Source organism: Microbacterium sp. zg.Y1084 (genome assembly GCF_024623595.1).
Taxonomy (GTDB): Bacteria; Actinomycetota; Actinomycetes; order Actinomycetales; family Microbacteriaceae; genus Microbacterium; species Microbacterium wangruii.
Genome location: NZ_JANJGV010000002.1, coordinates 405543 through 420978, shown reverse-complemented (window position 1 = coordinate 420978; position 15436 = coordinate 405543). Strand labels below are relative to the sequence as shown.

Genomic DNA, 15436 nt, shown 5'->3' with positions numbered 1-15436 from the left:
GGCGCGACGGGTCAGTCCGCGTCGAGCGCGGCTGCTGCCCCCGCGGGGTCGTCGCCGGTGTCCGAGCGGCGCTCGATCGCGCGTCGGCCGGGACGGACAACGCCGCCCACGCGCCGAGCCGCCCACTGCACGCCGTGCGCGGCACCGCTGCCGGCGGCGGCGAGGGCGCCGCCGGCGCGGCGAGCACCCCTCAGGGCCGCGTGCTCCAGCCGGATGGCACCCTCCTTGGGTTCCAGCTCCGGGGGGTACGTCGCCGGCGGTGCGCCGAAGCCGCGGCGGGCATTGGCGAGCACCCGGCGGCCGAGGATGTGGTTGCCGGTGCCGCCCACAGCCGCTCCGATGCCGAACGGAAGAGCTTTCCCGAGCACCGAGGCTCCGCCTTTCGCGGCGAACTGGCGCACGAACGTGGATTTCAGCCGGTCCACCAGAGGGCCGACGGCGGCGCGGGGGAGCGTCTTGGTGATCATCTCGCCCCAGTACTTGTCGCGCGTGACCCCCTTGCCCGCGGCCTGCCCGGCCAATTGGGAGACCAGATCGATGCCCTCGCGCCCCAGCATGAGGGTGAGGACGAGCGCACGGGCGCGGTCCGGGTCGTCCACAGGGATGCCGTGGAGCTCGGACATCGATTGGGCGTACAGCGCCGTGGCCTCGAGGAACCCGAGCGTCTCGACGCCTCCGAGTGCGAGGGTGACCCCGGTGCCGATGCCGGGAACGACGGCGGTCGCGCCCACGGTCGCGCCGCCCCCGGTGACCGCGGCGAGGTAGCGCCGCTCCAGGATGCGGGCGATCTCCGCTGTCCCGGCATCCGGATGCCGAAGCCGGATGCTGCGCAGGTGCGCCACCACCGCGGGACGCTGGATCGCCAGCACCCGGTCGAGCATCCGCACGAGCAGGGGGTTGTCGACGGTGGCCGTGGGGAGCGAACCTGCCGCCCACGGCGCATCGTCGGCGAGCGTGTGGATGCGATGCACCTTCTCGTCGGCCATGCGCAGAATCCTATGCACGCCGCCTGGAGGGACGCACCGGCTTGCGAAGGTCAGACGAAGAGGTTCGCGCGCTCCAGGTCTTCGGCGAAGTCCACCTCGACGGCGTAGAGATCGGAGATGTCCAGCGGCTGCAGGCGCACGCCGTCCTCGGCGATGGCCAGCTCCAGGCCCCGCTCGAAGTAGTCCTGGTCATCGACGCGGGCGAGCTGGCGCATGAACGCCCGCTTGTCGCCGGCGGAGATGTAGTTGATCCCCACGGCCTCGCCGATGCCGCCGGTCACCGTCTTGGACAGCCCGGCGATGTAGCCGGCGGCGTCGACGGTGTACTTGACCTCTTCGTCGCTGACCTTGGCGGTGTTGACGGTGACGAACGAACGGTCGGCCTCGATCAGGGCGATCGCGCGGCCGAGCACACGCGGGTCGAACACCACGTCGCCGTTCATCCACAGCACGCCGCCCTTGCCGGTGGCGGCCAGCGCCCGCATCAGCGACTTCGACGTGTTGGTCTGGTCGTAGCGGTCGTTGTACACGTAGTCGACGTCGGGGAAGGCTTCGACGATCGTCTCGGCGCGGTAGCCGACGACGGTGGTGATGCGAGCGGTCTTGCCGAAGGCCGCCCGGATGTTGTCGTGCTGCTGCTGCATGATGCTGCGGCCGTCGCTGAGCTCGGTGAGCGGCTTGGGCAGGCTGCGTCCGAGTCGCGAGCCCATGCCGGCTGCGAGGATCACGGTCTGAAGAGTCACGGGGTTGCTCCTGAAGTCTGTGTTCACTGTCGGTTGACAGAGAGGACACCCCTTTGTGCCTGGTCAATGGTAGCGAGGGCACCTGAGAAGGGGCAGAATACCCGGCCGCCGTTGTCGTTTCGTGACAAATCGGACGAAGTATGACCGATCCGAGGCTCGACCGCGTCGAGGTCGGATCTGCTTGATACCGTGGTCGGGTGACAGCGTCGCTGCCCTTGCCCCACGACCCTGCTCCGGATGACGTTCCGGCGCAGAACGACGTGGAGCGTTCGGGAGGGCGGCCTGCGGCGAAGCCGCGCAAGCCCCGTCCGCGCGGCTCTGCAGCGAGCCGGAAGCCGGCAGCCGCCGCGGTCGCGCCGCTCGTCCCCGCCCCGCCGCCGCTGCCTCCGCGTCCGCCGTTGCCGCCCATCCCGGCGGCCGAAGCGGCCCGCGCGGCGGTGCCCGCCACGTTGCCACCCCGCCCTGCCGAATCGGCGGCCGCCGTTGCGGCTCGCATCGCCGAGCACCGCGCGGCCGTGTCATCGGTCGTCGCCCCCGCTCCCGCGGTGGAACCCGAGCCGATCGTCGAGCCCGCGCCGATCGTCGAGCCTGAGCCTGAGCCTGAGCCTGAGCCGATCGTGGAGCCTGAGCCCACCGCCGAGCCGGAGCCCGGCGCCGCCCCCGAGGCGGACGATGGCGCGCCGCTCGACGATCCGGAGGACACCTCCGTCGCCGGTGCCGACGCGGTCGAATCCGTCATGGCCTCCCTCGAGGGTGACGTGCGCGCCGACGCGGACGACGCCGTGCCCGCTCTGCGGTTGCGCGGCGTGACGAAGGTGTTCGGCGGTGTCGCGGTGGTCGACGGCATCGACCTCACCGTTCCGGCGGGCGCGTTCTACGGCCTCGTCGGTCCCAACGGCGCCGGCAAGACCACCACGCTGTCGATGATCGCGGGGCTCCTGCGTCCCGACCGCGGCAGCGTCAAGGTCAACGGCATCGACGCCGCAGCCGACCCCGTCGCCGCCAAGCGGCTGCTGGGCGTGCTTCCCGATCGGCTGCGCACCTTCGACCGGCTCACCGGCCGCCAGCTGCTGCATTACTACGGCCTGCTGCGGGGTCTTCCCGGTCCCGTCGCCGACAGCAGGGCAGCAGACCTGGCACGTGCGTTCGACCTCACCGACGCCCTCTCGCGGCCGGTGTCGGACTACTCCGGCGGTATGACGAAGAAGATCATGCTCGCGGGGGCGATGATCCACTCGCCTCGCGTGCTCGTGCTCGATGAGCCCTTCGAGGCGGTCGACCCGGTCTCCAGCGCCGTCATCCTCGACATCCTCGGCGCCTATGTCGCCCACGGCGGCACCGTGATCCTCTCCAGCCACGGCATGGAGCTCGTCGAGCGGGTCTGCACGCGCGTCGCCGTCATCGTGGCCGGACAGGTGCTGGCCGAAGGCACGGTCGACGAGGTGCGCGGCGAGCTCACCCTCGAACAGCGCTTCGTCGAGCTGGCAGGCGGGCTGAGCGATGTGGAAGGCCTGGAGTGGTTGCACACGTTCTCCGACTGAGGTTCGCGCTGCTGGTCGGAGCGCTGCGCGGCGACGCATCGCACCGCGCGCGCATGACGGGCGGGCTGATCCTCCTGGCGGCAGGCGTCGCCGCGGCGTGCGCCGCGCTGCTCACCCTGCGCGAGGCGCCCGACGCCGTGGCGACGACCATCACGGTGCTCGCCGGCTCGGCGATCACCCTCTCCTTCGCGCTGGGTCCCCTCGTCGCCGGCGGTGACGACCCGCTCGATCCCCGGCGGTTCGCCGTCCTGGCCACGCGACCGGGCCCGCTCGCTGCCGCCATCGCCCTCGCCGGGGCGGTGAGCCTGCCGGTCATCGCCCTATTGCCCATCGCGGCATGCGTCGTGGTCGTCTGGCACGCGCACGGCGTCGCGTGGGGCCTGGGAGTCGTCGCGGTGCTGCTGTGGCTCGCCACCACCGTGCTGCTCGCCCGCATCTCGTTCGCCGTCGCCGACGTCGTGCTCAACGAACGCCGCTCCCGAGAGCTCACCGGCATCCTGTTGCTGGCGCTGCTCGTCTTCGTCGTCCCTGCCGTGGTCTTCGTCGCCTCCCTCGATTGGGACGGACAGGTGCCGACGCCGCTGGCCGACGTCGTGCGCGGCCTGGCGCTGTCGCCGCTCGGCGCCGGCCTCGGCATCGCCGGCGCCGCGGCCGGCACGCCGGAGGACGTCGTCGCGCCCGTGCTCGTGGCGGTGGGCACGCTCGCGGTGCTCGCCGGATGCTGGTACCTGCTGGTCCGGCGCATGCTCACCACCACGCCCCGGCCGGCCACGGTGCGCGAGGGCGGGGGACTGGGCTGGTTCGCGATGACACCGCGCACGCCCGCCGGGGCCGTCGCCGCCCGGAGTCTCGTGTACTGGACCCGCGACCGCCGCTATCTCGTGAACGTCGCGGTCATCCCGGTGGCCGCAGCGCTGACGATCGTGCCGCTGGCGATCGTCGGCGTGCCGACGGAGGTCATCGCTCTGGTGCCGGTGCCCCTCATGGCGCTCTTCCTCGGCTGGCTGCCGCACAACGATCTCGCCTATGACTCCACGGCGGTGTGGATGCACATCGCCGGCGCGGTGCGCGGCGCCGCCGATCGGCTGGGGCGACTGGTCCCGGTGCTGCTGGTGGGCGTGCCGCTGCTGGCGGTCACCGTGCCGCTGGCGATCTGGGCCCACGGCGACGGAGCTGTCATGCCCGCACTCGCGGGTGTGTGCGCGGCGCTGTTCCTCTCCGGACTGGGACTGTCGAGCATCGCCTCCGCGGCGGCGCCGTACGCCGTCACCCGCCCGGGCGACAGCCCCTTCCAGCAGCCGCAGCGCACCGGCGGCTCCCTCTCGCAGGGCGTCGTCCTCGTCGGCGCGCTCGTCGCGGCCGCTCCCGCCCTGTGGTTCGGCTGGCTGGCGCTCACGGTGGACCCGGGGGAGGCGTGGCGCGCGCTGTGGGCCGGTGCGGGCGTCGGTGTGGTCATCCTCGTTGCCGGCGTGCTGCTGGGCGGCGCGATCTTCGACCGGCGCAGCAGCAGGCTGATGGAATTCGCCGAAGCGACCTGATCCGCCCCGCACCGGGCGCCCCGGATAGAATGGCTGACCATGAGCACGCCGATCGACAGCCCCGACCAGGGGGGTCTCGCGACCCTCGACCGTGAGCTCGAGGAGCTCATCCGAGAAGAGAACATCGAGCCCGGCGACCACGAGCGCTTCTCCCACTACGTCAAGAAGGAGAAGATCCTCGAATCCGCCCTCACCGGAAAGCCGGTGCGCGCGCTGTGCGGCAAGAAATGGACTCCGGGCCGCGACCCGGAGAAGTTCCCGGTCTGCCCCGCGTGCAAGGAGATCTACGAGTCCCTGAACACCTGACGCCGGCCGCGATTCACCCGACGTCGACGAATCGCGTCGGGAGGGCGGGGTCGGACCTGCTGAGCGCGAGGGCGCGCACCGGCAGCTCCTCCCGCACGGCGAAGTGATGTTCGCGGGCGGCGCCCACCCCGGCGGCGCCGAGGTAGGCGGCATCCACGTCTCCGCCGTCGACGAGCGTGACCTGCAGCGCCCGCGCCTCCGGGTGGTCGGCGGCGGTGGGGACCTCTTCGAAACCGTCGGCCACGGCGATCAGCTCGGCTGTGGCGACCCCGCGATCGAGGGTGCGGAACGCGGCCTTGCGGCCGCCCTTGGACCCCTTGTCGGTGGATGCCTTCGCCACCGCGACCCATGATCCGTCGGACCCCTGCCGCGCGGTGAGCTTGTAGACCATGCCCGCCGTCGGCGCGCCGGAGCCGGTGACGACGGACGTCCCCACCCCGTAGGAGTCGACGGGGGATGCCGCCAGCGCGGCGATCGCGAACTCGTCGAGATCGCTGGTCACGGTGATCTTCGTCTCGGTCGCGCCGAGCGCATCGAGCTGCGCGCGCACCTCGGCGGCGACGGTGGGAAGGTCGCCGGAGTCGATGCGCACGCCGCCGAGCCCGGTGCCCGCCACACGGATCGCCGTCTCGACGCCGCGGCGGATGTCGTAGGTGTCCACCAGCAGGGTGGTGTCGATGCCGAGTGCGTCGATCTGCGCACGGAAGGCATCCTCTTCGGAATCGTGCAGCAGCGTCCAGGAGTGCGCCGCCGTGCCCATCGTGGGGATACCCCAGGTGCGCCCGGCCTCGAGGTTGCTGGTCGCCCCGAATCCGACGATGTAGGCCGCGCGGGCGGCGGCGACGGCGGAGTTCTCGCCGGCACGGCGCGAGCCCATCTCGGCGAGCGGCCGGTCGCCCGCGGCGATGCTCATGCGCGCGGCGGCGTTGGCGACGGCGGAGTCGTGGTTGAGCACGCTGAGGGCGAGCGTCTCCAGCACGACGGCCTCGGCGAACGTTCCCTCGACGGTGAGCACCGGCGACCCGGGGAAGTACACCTCCCCCTCGCGGTAGCCGGTGATGGTGCCGCTGAACCGGTAGTCCTCCAGGAAGGCCACGGTGGCGGCATCCACGACTCTGTTGTCGCGCAGGTAGCGCAGTTCGTCGTCGCCGAAGTGGAAGTCCTGCAGCAGCGACAGCAGACGCCCGGTTCCCGCCACGACGCCGAACCGGCGCGCGCCCGGGAGGCGGCGGCCGAACAGCTCGAAGACGCAGCGGCGATCGGCCGACCCGTCGTGCAGCGCGGCGTCGAGCATCGTCAGCTCGTACCGGTCGGTCAACAGTGCGGTGCTGGGGGGCGCGACGCTCATGGGGTCAGCCTATCCAGGCGCTCGCGTAGGCTGGGGGACGTGAACGACGCCCCGATCGGAATCTTCGACTCCGGCGTCGGCGGACTCACCGTGGCGCGCGCCGTATCGGCGCTGCTGCCGCGGGAGTCGATCCTGTATCTCGGCGACACCGCCCACTCGCCGTACGGACCCAAGCCGATCGCCGACGTACGCCGCTACTCGCTGGAAGTGCTCGACACCCTGGTGGACGAGGGCGTCAAGATGCTCGTGATCGCCTGCAACACCGCCTCTGCGGCCGTGCTGCGCGACGCACGTGAGCGCTACGACGTCCCGGTGGTGGAGGTCATCGGCCCTGCCGTGCGCACCGCGATGTCCACCACCCGCAACGGCCGCATCGGCGTGATCGGCACGGAGGGCACCATCGGCTCCCGCGCCTACCAGGACATGCTCGAGGTCAACGAGAGGCTCGCGGTCTCCGCCCGTGCGTGTCCGCGCTTCGTGGACTTCGTCGAGGCCGGCATCACCGACACTCCCGAGGTGCTGGAGGTCGCCGAGGAGTACCTCGCGCCGCTGCGTCACGCGGCGGTCGACACCCTCGTGCTCGGGTGCACGCACTACCCGTTCCTCGAGGGCGCCATCAGCTACGTGATGGGACCGGAGGTGTCGCTGGTCTCCAGCGACACCGAGACCGCGAAGGACGTCTACCGTCAGCTGGTCTCGCGCGACCTGCTCGCCTCGACGACCGCCATCTCGCAACACGACTACCAGGCCACCGGCACCTCGGCCGACGACTTCCTGCGTCTCGCGCACCGACTCATGGGGCGCGAAGTCAGCTCCGTGCGCCTGGTGCAGACCGGCGCCATCGACCTGCCCCGCTGACCCCCGGGTCCGCCCACCCCCTGGAGAGACATGAGCGACATCATCCGAGCCGACGGCCGCGCCGTCGACGACCTGCGTCCCGTCACCATCGAGCGCGGCTGGAGCGCCCATGCCGAGGGATCGGCGTTGATCTCCTTCGGTGGCACCAAGGTGCTGTGCACGGCGTCCTTCACCAACGGGGTGCCACGCTGGCTCACCGGCAAGGGCAAGGGCTGGGTCACCGCCGAGTACGCGATGCTCCCGCGGGCCACGAACTCGCGCAATGACCGCGAGTCGATCAAGGGCCGTGTGGGCGGTCGCACCCACGAGATCTCACGCCTCATCGGTCGCGCGCTGCGCGCCGTCGTGGACACGAAGGCGCTGGGCGAGAACACGATCGTGATCGACTGCGACGTGCTGCAGGCCGACGGCGGCACCCGCACCGCGGCGATCACCGGCGCATACGTCGCGCTGGCGGACGCGATCGAGTGGGGCCGGGAGAAGAAGTTCATCGCGCAGCGGTCGCAGGTGCTGGTCGACTCGGTGGCGGCGGTGTCGGTCGGCATCATCGACGGGGAGCCCATGCTCGACCTGGCGTACGTCGAGGACGTGCGCGCCGAGACCGACATGAACCTCGTCGTCACCGGCCGTGGACTGTTCGTCGAGGTGCAGGGCACCGCCGAGGGTGCACCGTTCGACAAGCGCGAGCTCGATGCGCTGCTCGAACTGGGTGTGGCCGGCTGCGCCGACCTGCGCGACCTGCAGGCGGCCGCGCTGGAAGCGCCGGCGCAGTGAGCGCCGGCAGCGCCCTGCCCGGCGGCCGCGTCGTGCTGGCCACCCACAACCCGCACAAGATCGAGGAGTTCCAGTCGATCGTGCGGGCGACCCGCCCCGACCTCGAGGTCGTCGGCTACGACGGCCCCGAGCCGGTCGAGGACGGCGTCACGTTCGCCCAGAACGCCCTCATCAAGGCGCGGGCCGCCGCTGCGCACACCGGCCTGCCCGCCCTCGCCGACGACTCCGGGCTGTGCGTGGACGTGCTCGGGGGCTCGCCCGGCGTCTTCTCCGCGTACTGGGCGGGACACGCGAAGGATGCCACGGCGAACCTCGAACTGCTGCTGGACCAGCTGAGCGACATCGCCGACCCGCACCGCACCGCGCACTTCGTCTCGACGATCGCGCTGGTGCTCCCCGGGGGCGCGGAGCACGTCGTCGAGGGCGTCTGGGACGGTCGCCTGGCGACGGCTCCCGCCGGTGACGGAGGGTTCGGGTACGACCCGATCTTCATCCCCGCCGACCAGCCCGAAAACGAGGAGCGCACGGTCGGCGAGTGGTCGGCGGGGGAGAAGAACGCCGCCTCGCACCGCGCGCGCGCGTTCGCCGCGCTCACGCCGCTGCTGGCGGACCTCGAGGCCTGAGAACGGGTCTCATTCCCGACAGCGCTGATGGGGGTCCGGCGGCGTCGTCGCGGACGTAGCGTGGAGGCATGCACGACCACGCACCCGTCCGCGGCATCCGCGGCGCCGGCAATCGGCGCCTGCTCGCGATGTCGCTGGCGCTGACCGCGGTCGTGCTGGTCGTGCAGGTGGTCGGCGCCCTGCTGTCGGGGTCGCTGGCGCTGCTGGCCGACGCCGGACACATGTTCACCGATGCGGCCGCGCTGGTCATCGCGCTCATCGCGAGCACGGTCGCCGCGCGCCCCGCGAACGAGCGTGCCACCTTCGGCTACCAGCGCGCGGAGGTCTTCGGGGCCCTCATCAATGCCGTCATCCTGCTGGCGCTGGCGGTGGGGATCACGGTCGAGGCGGTGCGCAGGCTGCTGGATCCCGCCGGAGCCGAGGTCGCCGGCGGTCTCATGCTCTTCGTCGCCGTGGTCGGCCTCATCGCCAACGCCATCTCGCTGTGGCTGCTGGGCGCGGCGCAGAAGCGCAGCATCAACGTGCGCGGCGCGTATCTGGAGGTGCTGGGCGACCTGCTGGGGTCGGCGGCGGTGATCGTGGCCGCCGTCGTGATCGTCTTCACGGGGTGGACGCGGGCGGATGCGCTGGTGTCGCTGCTCATCGCCGTACTCATCGTGCCGCGGGCGGTGACCCTCCTCCGGGAGGTCGCAGCGGTGCTGGGGGAGAGCGCGCCCGCGGGCGTGCAGGTCGCGCAGATCCGGCAGCACATCCTCGATACGCCCGGCGTCGTCGACGTGCATGACGTGCACGTGTGGCAGCTCACCCGCGGCGCTCCGGTGTTCATGGCGCACGTCGTGGTGGACGATGCCTACCTGGCCCGCGAACCGGCGACCGAGATCCTGACCCGGCTGCAGTCCTGTCTGTCGGACCATTTCGACGTGGCGCACTCGACGTTCCAGCTCGAGCCCGCCGGGCACGTCGAGCATGACGCGCATGCGTGAGACGTGGGCGGTGCGCCCTCATTCCTCCCGCGTCACTTCGTCCGGCGTCTTGTCGGGACGCAGGCCGCGCCAGCGCGCGTGACGGAGCGTGCCGCCCGGGGTGAACTCGGCGTACTCGACTTCCGCGACGGTCACGGGGCGCACCCAGAGCGCGTCGGAGGCGTCGGCGCGGGGGATGCCGACGAACGGGTCGGCGTCGGTGCGCAGCGGGGTCAGAGTCTCGTCGAGCCGCGCCAACGTGCGGTCGCTGAACCCCGAGCCGACGCGGCCGACGTACTGCAGGCCGTCGGGGCCGGGGATGCCGAGCAGCAGGGAGCCGATCGACCCGGTGCGGCCGCCCTTGCCCGGCCGGATGGCCCCGATGACGACCTCCTGCGTGTGCGTGATCTTGACCTTCAGCCAGTGCTCTGAGCGCTGCCCGCGCCGGTAGGTCGAGGCGGGGTCCTTGACCACGAGACCCTCGAGACGGTGTCGACGCGCGGTGGCCAGGGCGGTGTCGACGTCATCGAGCACCGGCGGGACGTCGATCCGCGGCGGGGCGGTGGGAAGGGTGTCAAGCAGTCTGCGCCGATCGCGCAACGGGAGGGTCGTCACGTCGCGTCCGTCGTGGGCGAGGACGTCGAAGAGGTACCAGGCGGTCGGGGTGCGAGCCGCCTCACGGGCGATGTCCCGGCTGCCGGTGAGGTGCATTCGGTTCTGCAGCAGGGAGAAGCTCGGCCGCCCCGTCTCGTCGAGGGCCACGATCTCGCCGTCGACGACGACGGGCGTCGGGCCGAACGCGGCGGCCGCGGCTTCGGTCAGCTCCGGATACCGGGCGGTGATGTCGGTTCCGTTGCGGCCGCGCAGGTGCAGGGTCGTGCCGTCCCAGGCGCCGAGCGACCGGATGCCGTCCCATTTCAGCTCCGCCCACGCCCCGCCGCCGTTCCACCGGCCGGCGGCCTCCTTTGCACGCGCCGCGGTCGATGCTGTCGCCAGCATCGGTCGAAGGTCGTCGTCGTGGCGAGCCGTGGTGCGCGCAAGGCCATCGTCATCCTCGCCCGACCCGCGAGATTTCCGTTGTCCTCTCGATTCGTCATGTGAGTTCCCGCTCACACGGTGGCCGGGCGCGGTGTGTTTCGGGCCCGCGCCCCCCTCCACGGCACCGGTCAATTCGTCATGTGACTTCCCGCTCACACGATCACCGGGTGAGCCCTCGCTCACACCCTCGCCGAGCGGGTCGTCGGTCTGATTCCCGCCGGGTGACTTCCCGCTCACACGGTCGGCGTCGGCCGGGGGGCGGTGCGCGGTGGCGTCGGCCGGGGGGCGATGCGCGGAGGTGTGGTGTGAGCCGGAACTCACATGACGAATCAAGAGTGTCGGAGATTTTGAGGCGCCGGACGGGGCGCCGGCATGCGGGGGGCGCGCGGCGGCGACAGCGCCCCCGGCCGCGGTGGGCTTCATCCGGTGCATCAGCCAAGTCGACTTCTCGCCGGCTCCGTCGGTGCGGATGAGCGCCAGCCGCACGTCGCCGAGTGGCCCGCCCGGCCTCCCGTGAACGGTGAGGATGATCTCGTCGTCCCGCCACTTCTCGAGATCGTAGACGCCCTCGTCCCAGATCGTGACCGTGCCCCCGCCGTACTCGCCGCGCGGGATCTCCCCCTCGAACGCGGCGTACTCCAGCGGGTGATCCTCGGTCATCACGGCGAGGTGATTGCGGTCCGGTGATTCGGGCACGCCCTTGGGCACCGCCCAGCTGACCAGCACGCCGTCGCGCTCCAGCCGGAAGTCCCAGTGCAGCCGTGAGGCGTGATGCTCCTGGATCACGAAGCGGGGCAGGCCGTCTCCGGCCGCACGGCCGCCGAGCGCGTTGGCCGGGACGGGCTCGGGGGTGGCTCCCGCCGTGCGCTTGGCGATGTAGGTGGCCAGCGGCCCCGCCGTCGATGCCCGGGCGCCCGCCGCGAACCCCAGCGGGGCGATCGGGTCCTCTCCCGCCTCCACACGGGCGAGCACCTCGCCCAGCAGGAGGTGTCGCAGATCGGGGTCGTCGAGCTCCGCCCACGTGCGCGGCGCCGCCACCGTGGGCTGTTCGCGACCGCGCAGGGAGTAGGGCGCGATCGTGGTCTTCGAGCCGTTGTTCTGGCTCCAGTCGATGAACACCCGCCCGGTGCGCTGCGCCTTGGCCATCTGGCTCACGACGAGGTCGGGATGGTCCGCCTCCACGGCTCTGGCCAGTTCCCGCGCCACGATCGTGATCTGCTCGCTCGTCTGCGTCCCCGGCAGCGCCGCATAGAGGTGGATCCCCTTGCTGCCGCTGGTCACCGGGTACGGTTCGAGACCCATGTCCGTCAAGATCGCGCGGAGCAGCCGCGCGACCTCCGCGCACTCCGCCAAGCCCATTCCCGGGCCCGGGTCGAGGTCGAGCACGATCCGGTCGGCGGCAGCGCGGCCGCCATCGGGGGCGAACCGCCACTGGGGGACGTGCAACTCCAGGCTCGCCACCTGAGCCAGGTACACGAGCGTCGCGCGATCCTCGACCAGCGGATAGTCCTTCGCGCCGGTCGAGTGCGCGATCGGCATCCGCTTCACCCAGTCGGGCGCGCCCGGTTCGAGATCCTTCGCGAAGAAAGACGGGGCATCGACACCCTCGGGCCACCGTTTGCGGGTGACCGGTCGCCCCGTGATCTGCGGGATCATCGCCGGAGCGACCCGGGTGACGTAGTCGATCACCTCGCCCTTGGTGGTGCCGGTGGCGGGGTAGAGGACCTTGTCCAGGTTCGTCAGACGCAGCCGGCGACCGTCGATGCGCACGAGCTGACCCTCACCTGCCATGTCAGCAGGCTAGTGCGCAAGCTCTAGGCGTGACGGGTGGGGCAGGTGTTCACTGGGATCATGAGGGCGATCTGGAAGGGCGCGCTGACCTTCGGACTGGTGAACGTGCCGGTGAAGGTCTACTCCGCGACGGAAGACCACGACCTGCCGCTGCACCAGGTGCACGCCGCCGACGGCGGACGCATCCGGTACCAGCGGATCTGCGAGATCGACGGCGAGGTCGTTCCCTACGCCGACATCGACAAGGCCTACGACGACGGCGACCGCACGGTCGTGCTCACGAAGGAGGACATCGCGTCGCTGCCGGCCGAACGCAGCCGCGAGATCGATGTCGTCGAGTTTGTCCCGAGCGAGCAGGTGGACCTGCTCACCCTCGACAAGGCCTACTACCTCGAACCGGACTCCGCCTCACCCAAGGCGTACGTGCTGCTGCGCAGGACACTCGAGCAGACCGACCGCACCGCGATCGTGCGGTTCTCGCTGCGGCAGAAGACACGCCTGGCTGCGCTGCGCGTGCGCGGAGACGTGCTGGTGCTGCAGACGCTGCTGTGGGCGGACGAAGTGCGCGAGGCGTCTTTCCCGTCGCTGGACGAGTCGGTGCGCATCTCGGCCAAGGAGCTCGAGCTGTCCGCCAGCCTCGTCGAGAGCTTCGCCTCCGACTTCGACCCCGAAGACTTCGCCGACGAATACCAGCAGGAACTGCGTACACTCATCGACGCGAAGCTGGAGCAGGGCGATGCTCTGGACACCTCCCAGACCTTCGGCGAGACGGAGGAGCCGGAGTCCGGCGGCGAGGTCATCGATCTGATGGCAGCGCTGCGTGCCAGCGTCGAGCGCTCGCGGGCGGCGCGGGGCAACGCGCCGTCCACGAGCGACGAGCCGGCGGAGACCCCGGCTCCGAAGAAGGCCGCGGTGTCGACCGCCAAGAAGGCGTCCGGGAAGAAGTCGCCTGCGAAGGAGGCGCCTGCCAAGAGCGCCCCCGCCAAGAAGGCGCCCGCGAAGAGCGCGCCCGCCAAGAAGGCGACGGCGAAGAAGAAGGCCAGCTAGCCGCGCGCCGCGGCGGAACCGTCGGGATCGTCGATGTCGTCGTCGAAGACGTCCTGGTCGAGGACCAGCTCCTCGGCCTCGGCGGCATCCGTCACGGCGTCGTCGCCGGCGGCGGCCTCGCGCGCGACCTTGCGTCGCTCGGCGAAGTAGTGCCACACGACGAAGACGAGCGTGCCGGCGACGGCGGCCAGGAGGATGACGTCGATGTACTCCGACACGAAGTCGCCGACGAAGGGGATGAACCCGATGCCGTACCCGATCATCGTCAGGCCGAAGCCCCAGAGGACGGCGCCGATGAAGTTGTACAGCGAGTAGCGCCGCCAGGGCATGTGGCCCACACCGGCCGCGACCGGCGCGAACGTGCGCACGATCGGGACGAACCGGGCGAGGATGATCGTCAGCCCTCCGTAGCGCTCGAAGAACGCGTTGGTGCGCTCGACGTTGCGACGGCTGAAGATGCCGGATTCCTTGCGCTCGAACACCGCCGGCCCGCCCTTGTGGCCGATCAGGTAGCCGGCTTCGCCGCCGACGAACGCCGAGAGGCCGATCAGCAGAGCCACCCACCACGCGCTGAGGCCGAAGACGCCATGGGGCGCGACCTCGGTGGAGTGCGACAGCAGTCCGGCCATGATGAGCAGGGTGTCGCCCGGCAGCAGGAACCCGACCAGCAGGCCCGTCTCGGCGAAGACGATGAAGCACACCACCAGCAGCGCCCACGGCTGCGAGTTCGTGATGATCGTCGCGGGATCCAGCCAAGGGATCAGCGCGGTCGGTGCGTGCAGTGCGGTTTCAAGCACGAAGTCCCCGTCGGTCGGATGCGGCGGTCAGTCTCGACGGATGCCGAAGCATCCGTCCGTGCGGAAGGTGGGACTCGAACCCACACGCCCGAAGGCACAGGAACCTAAATCCTGCGTGTCTACCGATTCCACCACTCCCGCGGGTGCCCCACAGTCTAGTGGGGGGAGAGGGAGTCATCCGCAGCGGAGACCCCCGCCGCCTGCGCGCGGGCGTCGCCTGCGCGCACGCGCGGCGAGCCGCCGATGAACCAGTAGGCCGCGCCCACGATGAGCGCGCCGCCGACGAGGTTGCCGAAGCCGACCCACAGCATGTTCGCGCCGAAGGCCGCCCACGTCGCGTCATGCACGCCGGTCAGCATGCCGAGGGCGTACGTGGTCATGTTCGCCACGACGTGCTCGAAGCCGGACGCCACGAACGCCAGGATCGCGAGGAGGATGACGGCGATCTTCGGGCCGTCGGTGGTCAGGCGCGCGCACATCCAGATCGCGAGGCACACCAGCACGTTGCACAGCACGCCGCGGAGGAACAGCTCGTGGGGCAGCTCACCGGCCTTGGCAGCGAGCAGCTCGGCGAGCATGGCCTCGGCGGCGGGCGCGGCATGCAGGATGCCGGCGCCGGCCACGACGATGGAGAAGACCACCGCCCCGGCGAGGTTGGCCACGAACGTGACCGCGAGGGCGGCTGCCGCGCGCCCCGCTCCGACTGCGCGCATGAGCGCGCCCTGGGTGAGGGTCATCATCGACGAGGTGGCCAGCTCGCCGCCGGCGAAGACGACGAGGGTGAGCGCGGCGGCGAACACCAGTCCGCTGACCAGGCGCCCCGCGCCCGAGCCTGCGGCGCTCAGGGGACCCGCGGTGCTGATCATGAGCACCACGCCGATACCGAGATAGGCGCCGGCGAGCATCCCCGAGACGGCGAACCGAGCGGGAGCGCGCAGGCCCTGCACCTTGTGACGCGCAGCCTCGCGCTGCACCTCGAGTGCCTGTGCGACGGTCAGCATGTCGTGCGGCAACGGCGAAGCGGTCGGGTCATGAGGACATCCTGCCGTGCACGGCGCGGTCTGCGCGCGGGAATCGGCCGGTG

General features: G+C 71.3%; 14 protein-coding genes and 1 tRNA gene. 8 read left to right on the top strand and 7 right to left on the bottom strand.

Annotated elements, in window-relative coordinates; translation table 11 throughout:
* Positions 1-11: 11 nt before the first annotated feature.
* The gene (locus NQ165_RS03275) at positions 12-986 is read right to left on the bottom strand and encodes a hypothetical protein (protein ID WP_257531234.1); all 975 of its coding nucleotides are present in this window, start codon (positions 984-986) and stop codon (positions 12-14) included.
* A 50-nt stretch (positions 987-1036) separates the two neighbouring features.
* A complete protein-coding gene (locus tag NQ165_RS03270) occupies positions 1037-1729 on the bottom strand; it encodes a phosphocholine cytidylyltransferase family protein (protein WP_257531232.1) in 693 nt (230 codons plus the stop codon).
* Positions 1730-1926: 197 nt separating this feature from the next.
* Between NQ165_RS03270 and NQ165_RS03265 the strand changes: the two genes are divergently transcribed.
* Genes NQ165_RS03265 through NQ165_RS03255 form a run of 3 tightly spaced genes read left to right on the top strand, consistent with a single transcriptional unit; the run spans position 1927 to position 5114 of the window.
* Positions 1927-3270 (top strand): ABC transporter ATP-binding protein, encoded by a 1344-nt coding sequence (locus NQ165_RS03265; protein WP_308495331.1) that lies wholly within the window; start codon positions 1927-1929, stop codon positions 3268-3270.
* Positions 3246-4808, top strand: a complete 1563-nt coding sequence (locus tag NQ165_RS03260; protein WP_257531230.1) for a hypothetical protein — start codon at positions 3246-3248, stop codon at positions 4806-4808. The genes NQ165_RS03265 and NQ165_RS03260 overlap by 25 nt, the downstream gene beginning before the upstream one ends.
* Before the next feature lie 39 nt (positions 4809-4847).
* Positions 4848-5114, top strand: coding sequence for a DUF3039 domain-containing protein (locus NQ165_RS03255; protein WP_257531228.1), 267 nt, complete (start codon positions 4848-4850; stop codon positions 5112-5114).
* A 13-nt stretch (positions 5115-5127) separates the two neighbouring features.
* Here the strand turns inward: NQ165_RS03255 and NQ165_RS03250 are convergent, their stop codons facing one another.
* Positions 5128-6462 (bottom strand): nicotinate phosphoribosyltransferase, encoded by a 1335-nt coding sequence (locus tag NQ165_RS03250; RefSeq protein ID WP_257531227.1) that lies wholly within the window; start codon positions 6460-6462, stop codon positions 5128-5130.
* A 39-nt stretch (positions 6463-6501) separates the two neighbouring features.
* Here NQ165_RS03250 and murI point away from each other — a divergent pair, with 39 nt between their 5' ends.
* The 4 genes from murI to NQ165_RS03230 all read left to right on the top strand — a co-directional run bounded on the left by murI (position 6502) and on the right by NQ165_RS03230 (position 9700).
* A complete protein-coding gene (murI, locus tag NQ165_RS03245) occupies positions 6502-7320 on the top strand; it encodes a glutamate racemase (RefSeq protein ID WP_257531225.1) in 819 nt (272 codons plus the stop codon).
* A 30-nt stretch (positions 7321-7350) separates the two neighbouring features.
* Positions 7351-8094, top strand: coding sequence for a ribonuclease PH (gene rph / locus NQ165_RS03240; protein ID WP_257531223.1), 744 nt, complete (start codon positions 7351-7353; stop codon positions 8092-8094).
* Positions 8091-8717 (top strand): RdgB/HAM1 family non-canonical purine NTP pyrophosphatase, encoded by a 627-nt coding sequence (gene rdgB / locus NQ165_RS03235; RefSeq protein WP_374679363.1) that lies wholly within the window; start codon positions 8091-8093, stop codon positions 8715-8717. Before rph ends, rdgB begins: the two co-directional genes overlap by 4 nt.
* 68 nt (positions 8718-8785) lie before the next feature.
* Positions 8786-9700: a cation diffusion facilitator family transporter gene (locus NQ165_RS03230; RefSeq protein ID WP_257531221.1), complete on the top strand. Its 915-nt coding sequence runs from the start codon at positions 8786-8788 to the stop codon at positions 9698-9700.
* An 18-nt stretch (positions 9701-9718) separates the two neighbouring features.
* Here NQ165_RS03230 and ligD read toward each other — a convergent pair whose 3' ends face one another.
* Positions 9719-12508 carry a non-homologous end-joining DNA ligase gene (ligD, locus tag NQ165_RS03225; RefSeq protein ID WP_257531219.1) on the bottom strand — a complete coding sequence of 930 codons (2790 nt, stop codon included), beginning with the start codon at positions 12506-12508 and terminating at the stop codon, positions 9719-9721.
* Positions 12509-12568: 60 nt separating this feature from the next.
* Between ligD and NQ165_RS03220 the strand changes: the two genes are divergently transcribed.
* Positions 12569-13555 carry a Ku protein gene (locus NQ165_RS03220; RefSeq protein ID WP_257531217.1) on the top strand — a complete coding sequence of 329 codons (987 nt, stop codon included), beginning with the start codon at positions 12569-12571 and terminating at the stop codon, positions 13553-13555.
* Here the strand turns inward: NQ165_RS03220 and NQ165_RS03215 are convergent.
* From NQ165_RS03215 to NQ165_RS03205, 3 genes are all read right to left on the bottom strand, one after another.
* Positions 13552-14352 (bottom strand): DedA family protein, encoded by an 801-nt coding sequence (locus NQ165_RS03215; RefSeq protein WP_374679364.1) that lies wholly within the window; start codon positions 14350-14352, stop codon positions 13552-13554. The two genes, NQ165_RS03220 and NQ165_RS03215, sit on opposite strands and share 4 nt — an antisense overlap.
* A 59-nt stretch (positions 14353-14411) precedes the next feature.
* A tRNA-Leu gene (locus tag NQ165_RS03210) sits at positions 14412-14493 on the bottom strand.
* Positions 14494-14507: 14 nt separating this feature from the next.
* On the bottom strand, positions 14508-15353 hold the full coding sequence (locus NQ165_RS03205; RefSeq protein WP_257531215.1) for a formate/nitrite transporter family protein: 846 nt from the start codon (positions 15351-15353) through the stop codon (positions 14508-14510).
* Positions 15354-15436 lie beyond the last annotated feature (83 nt).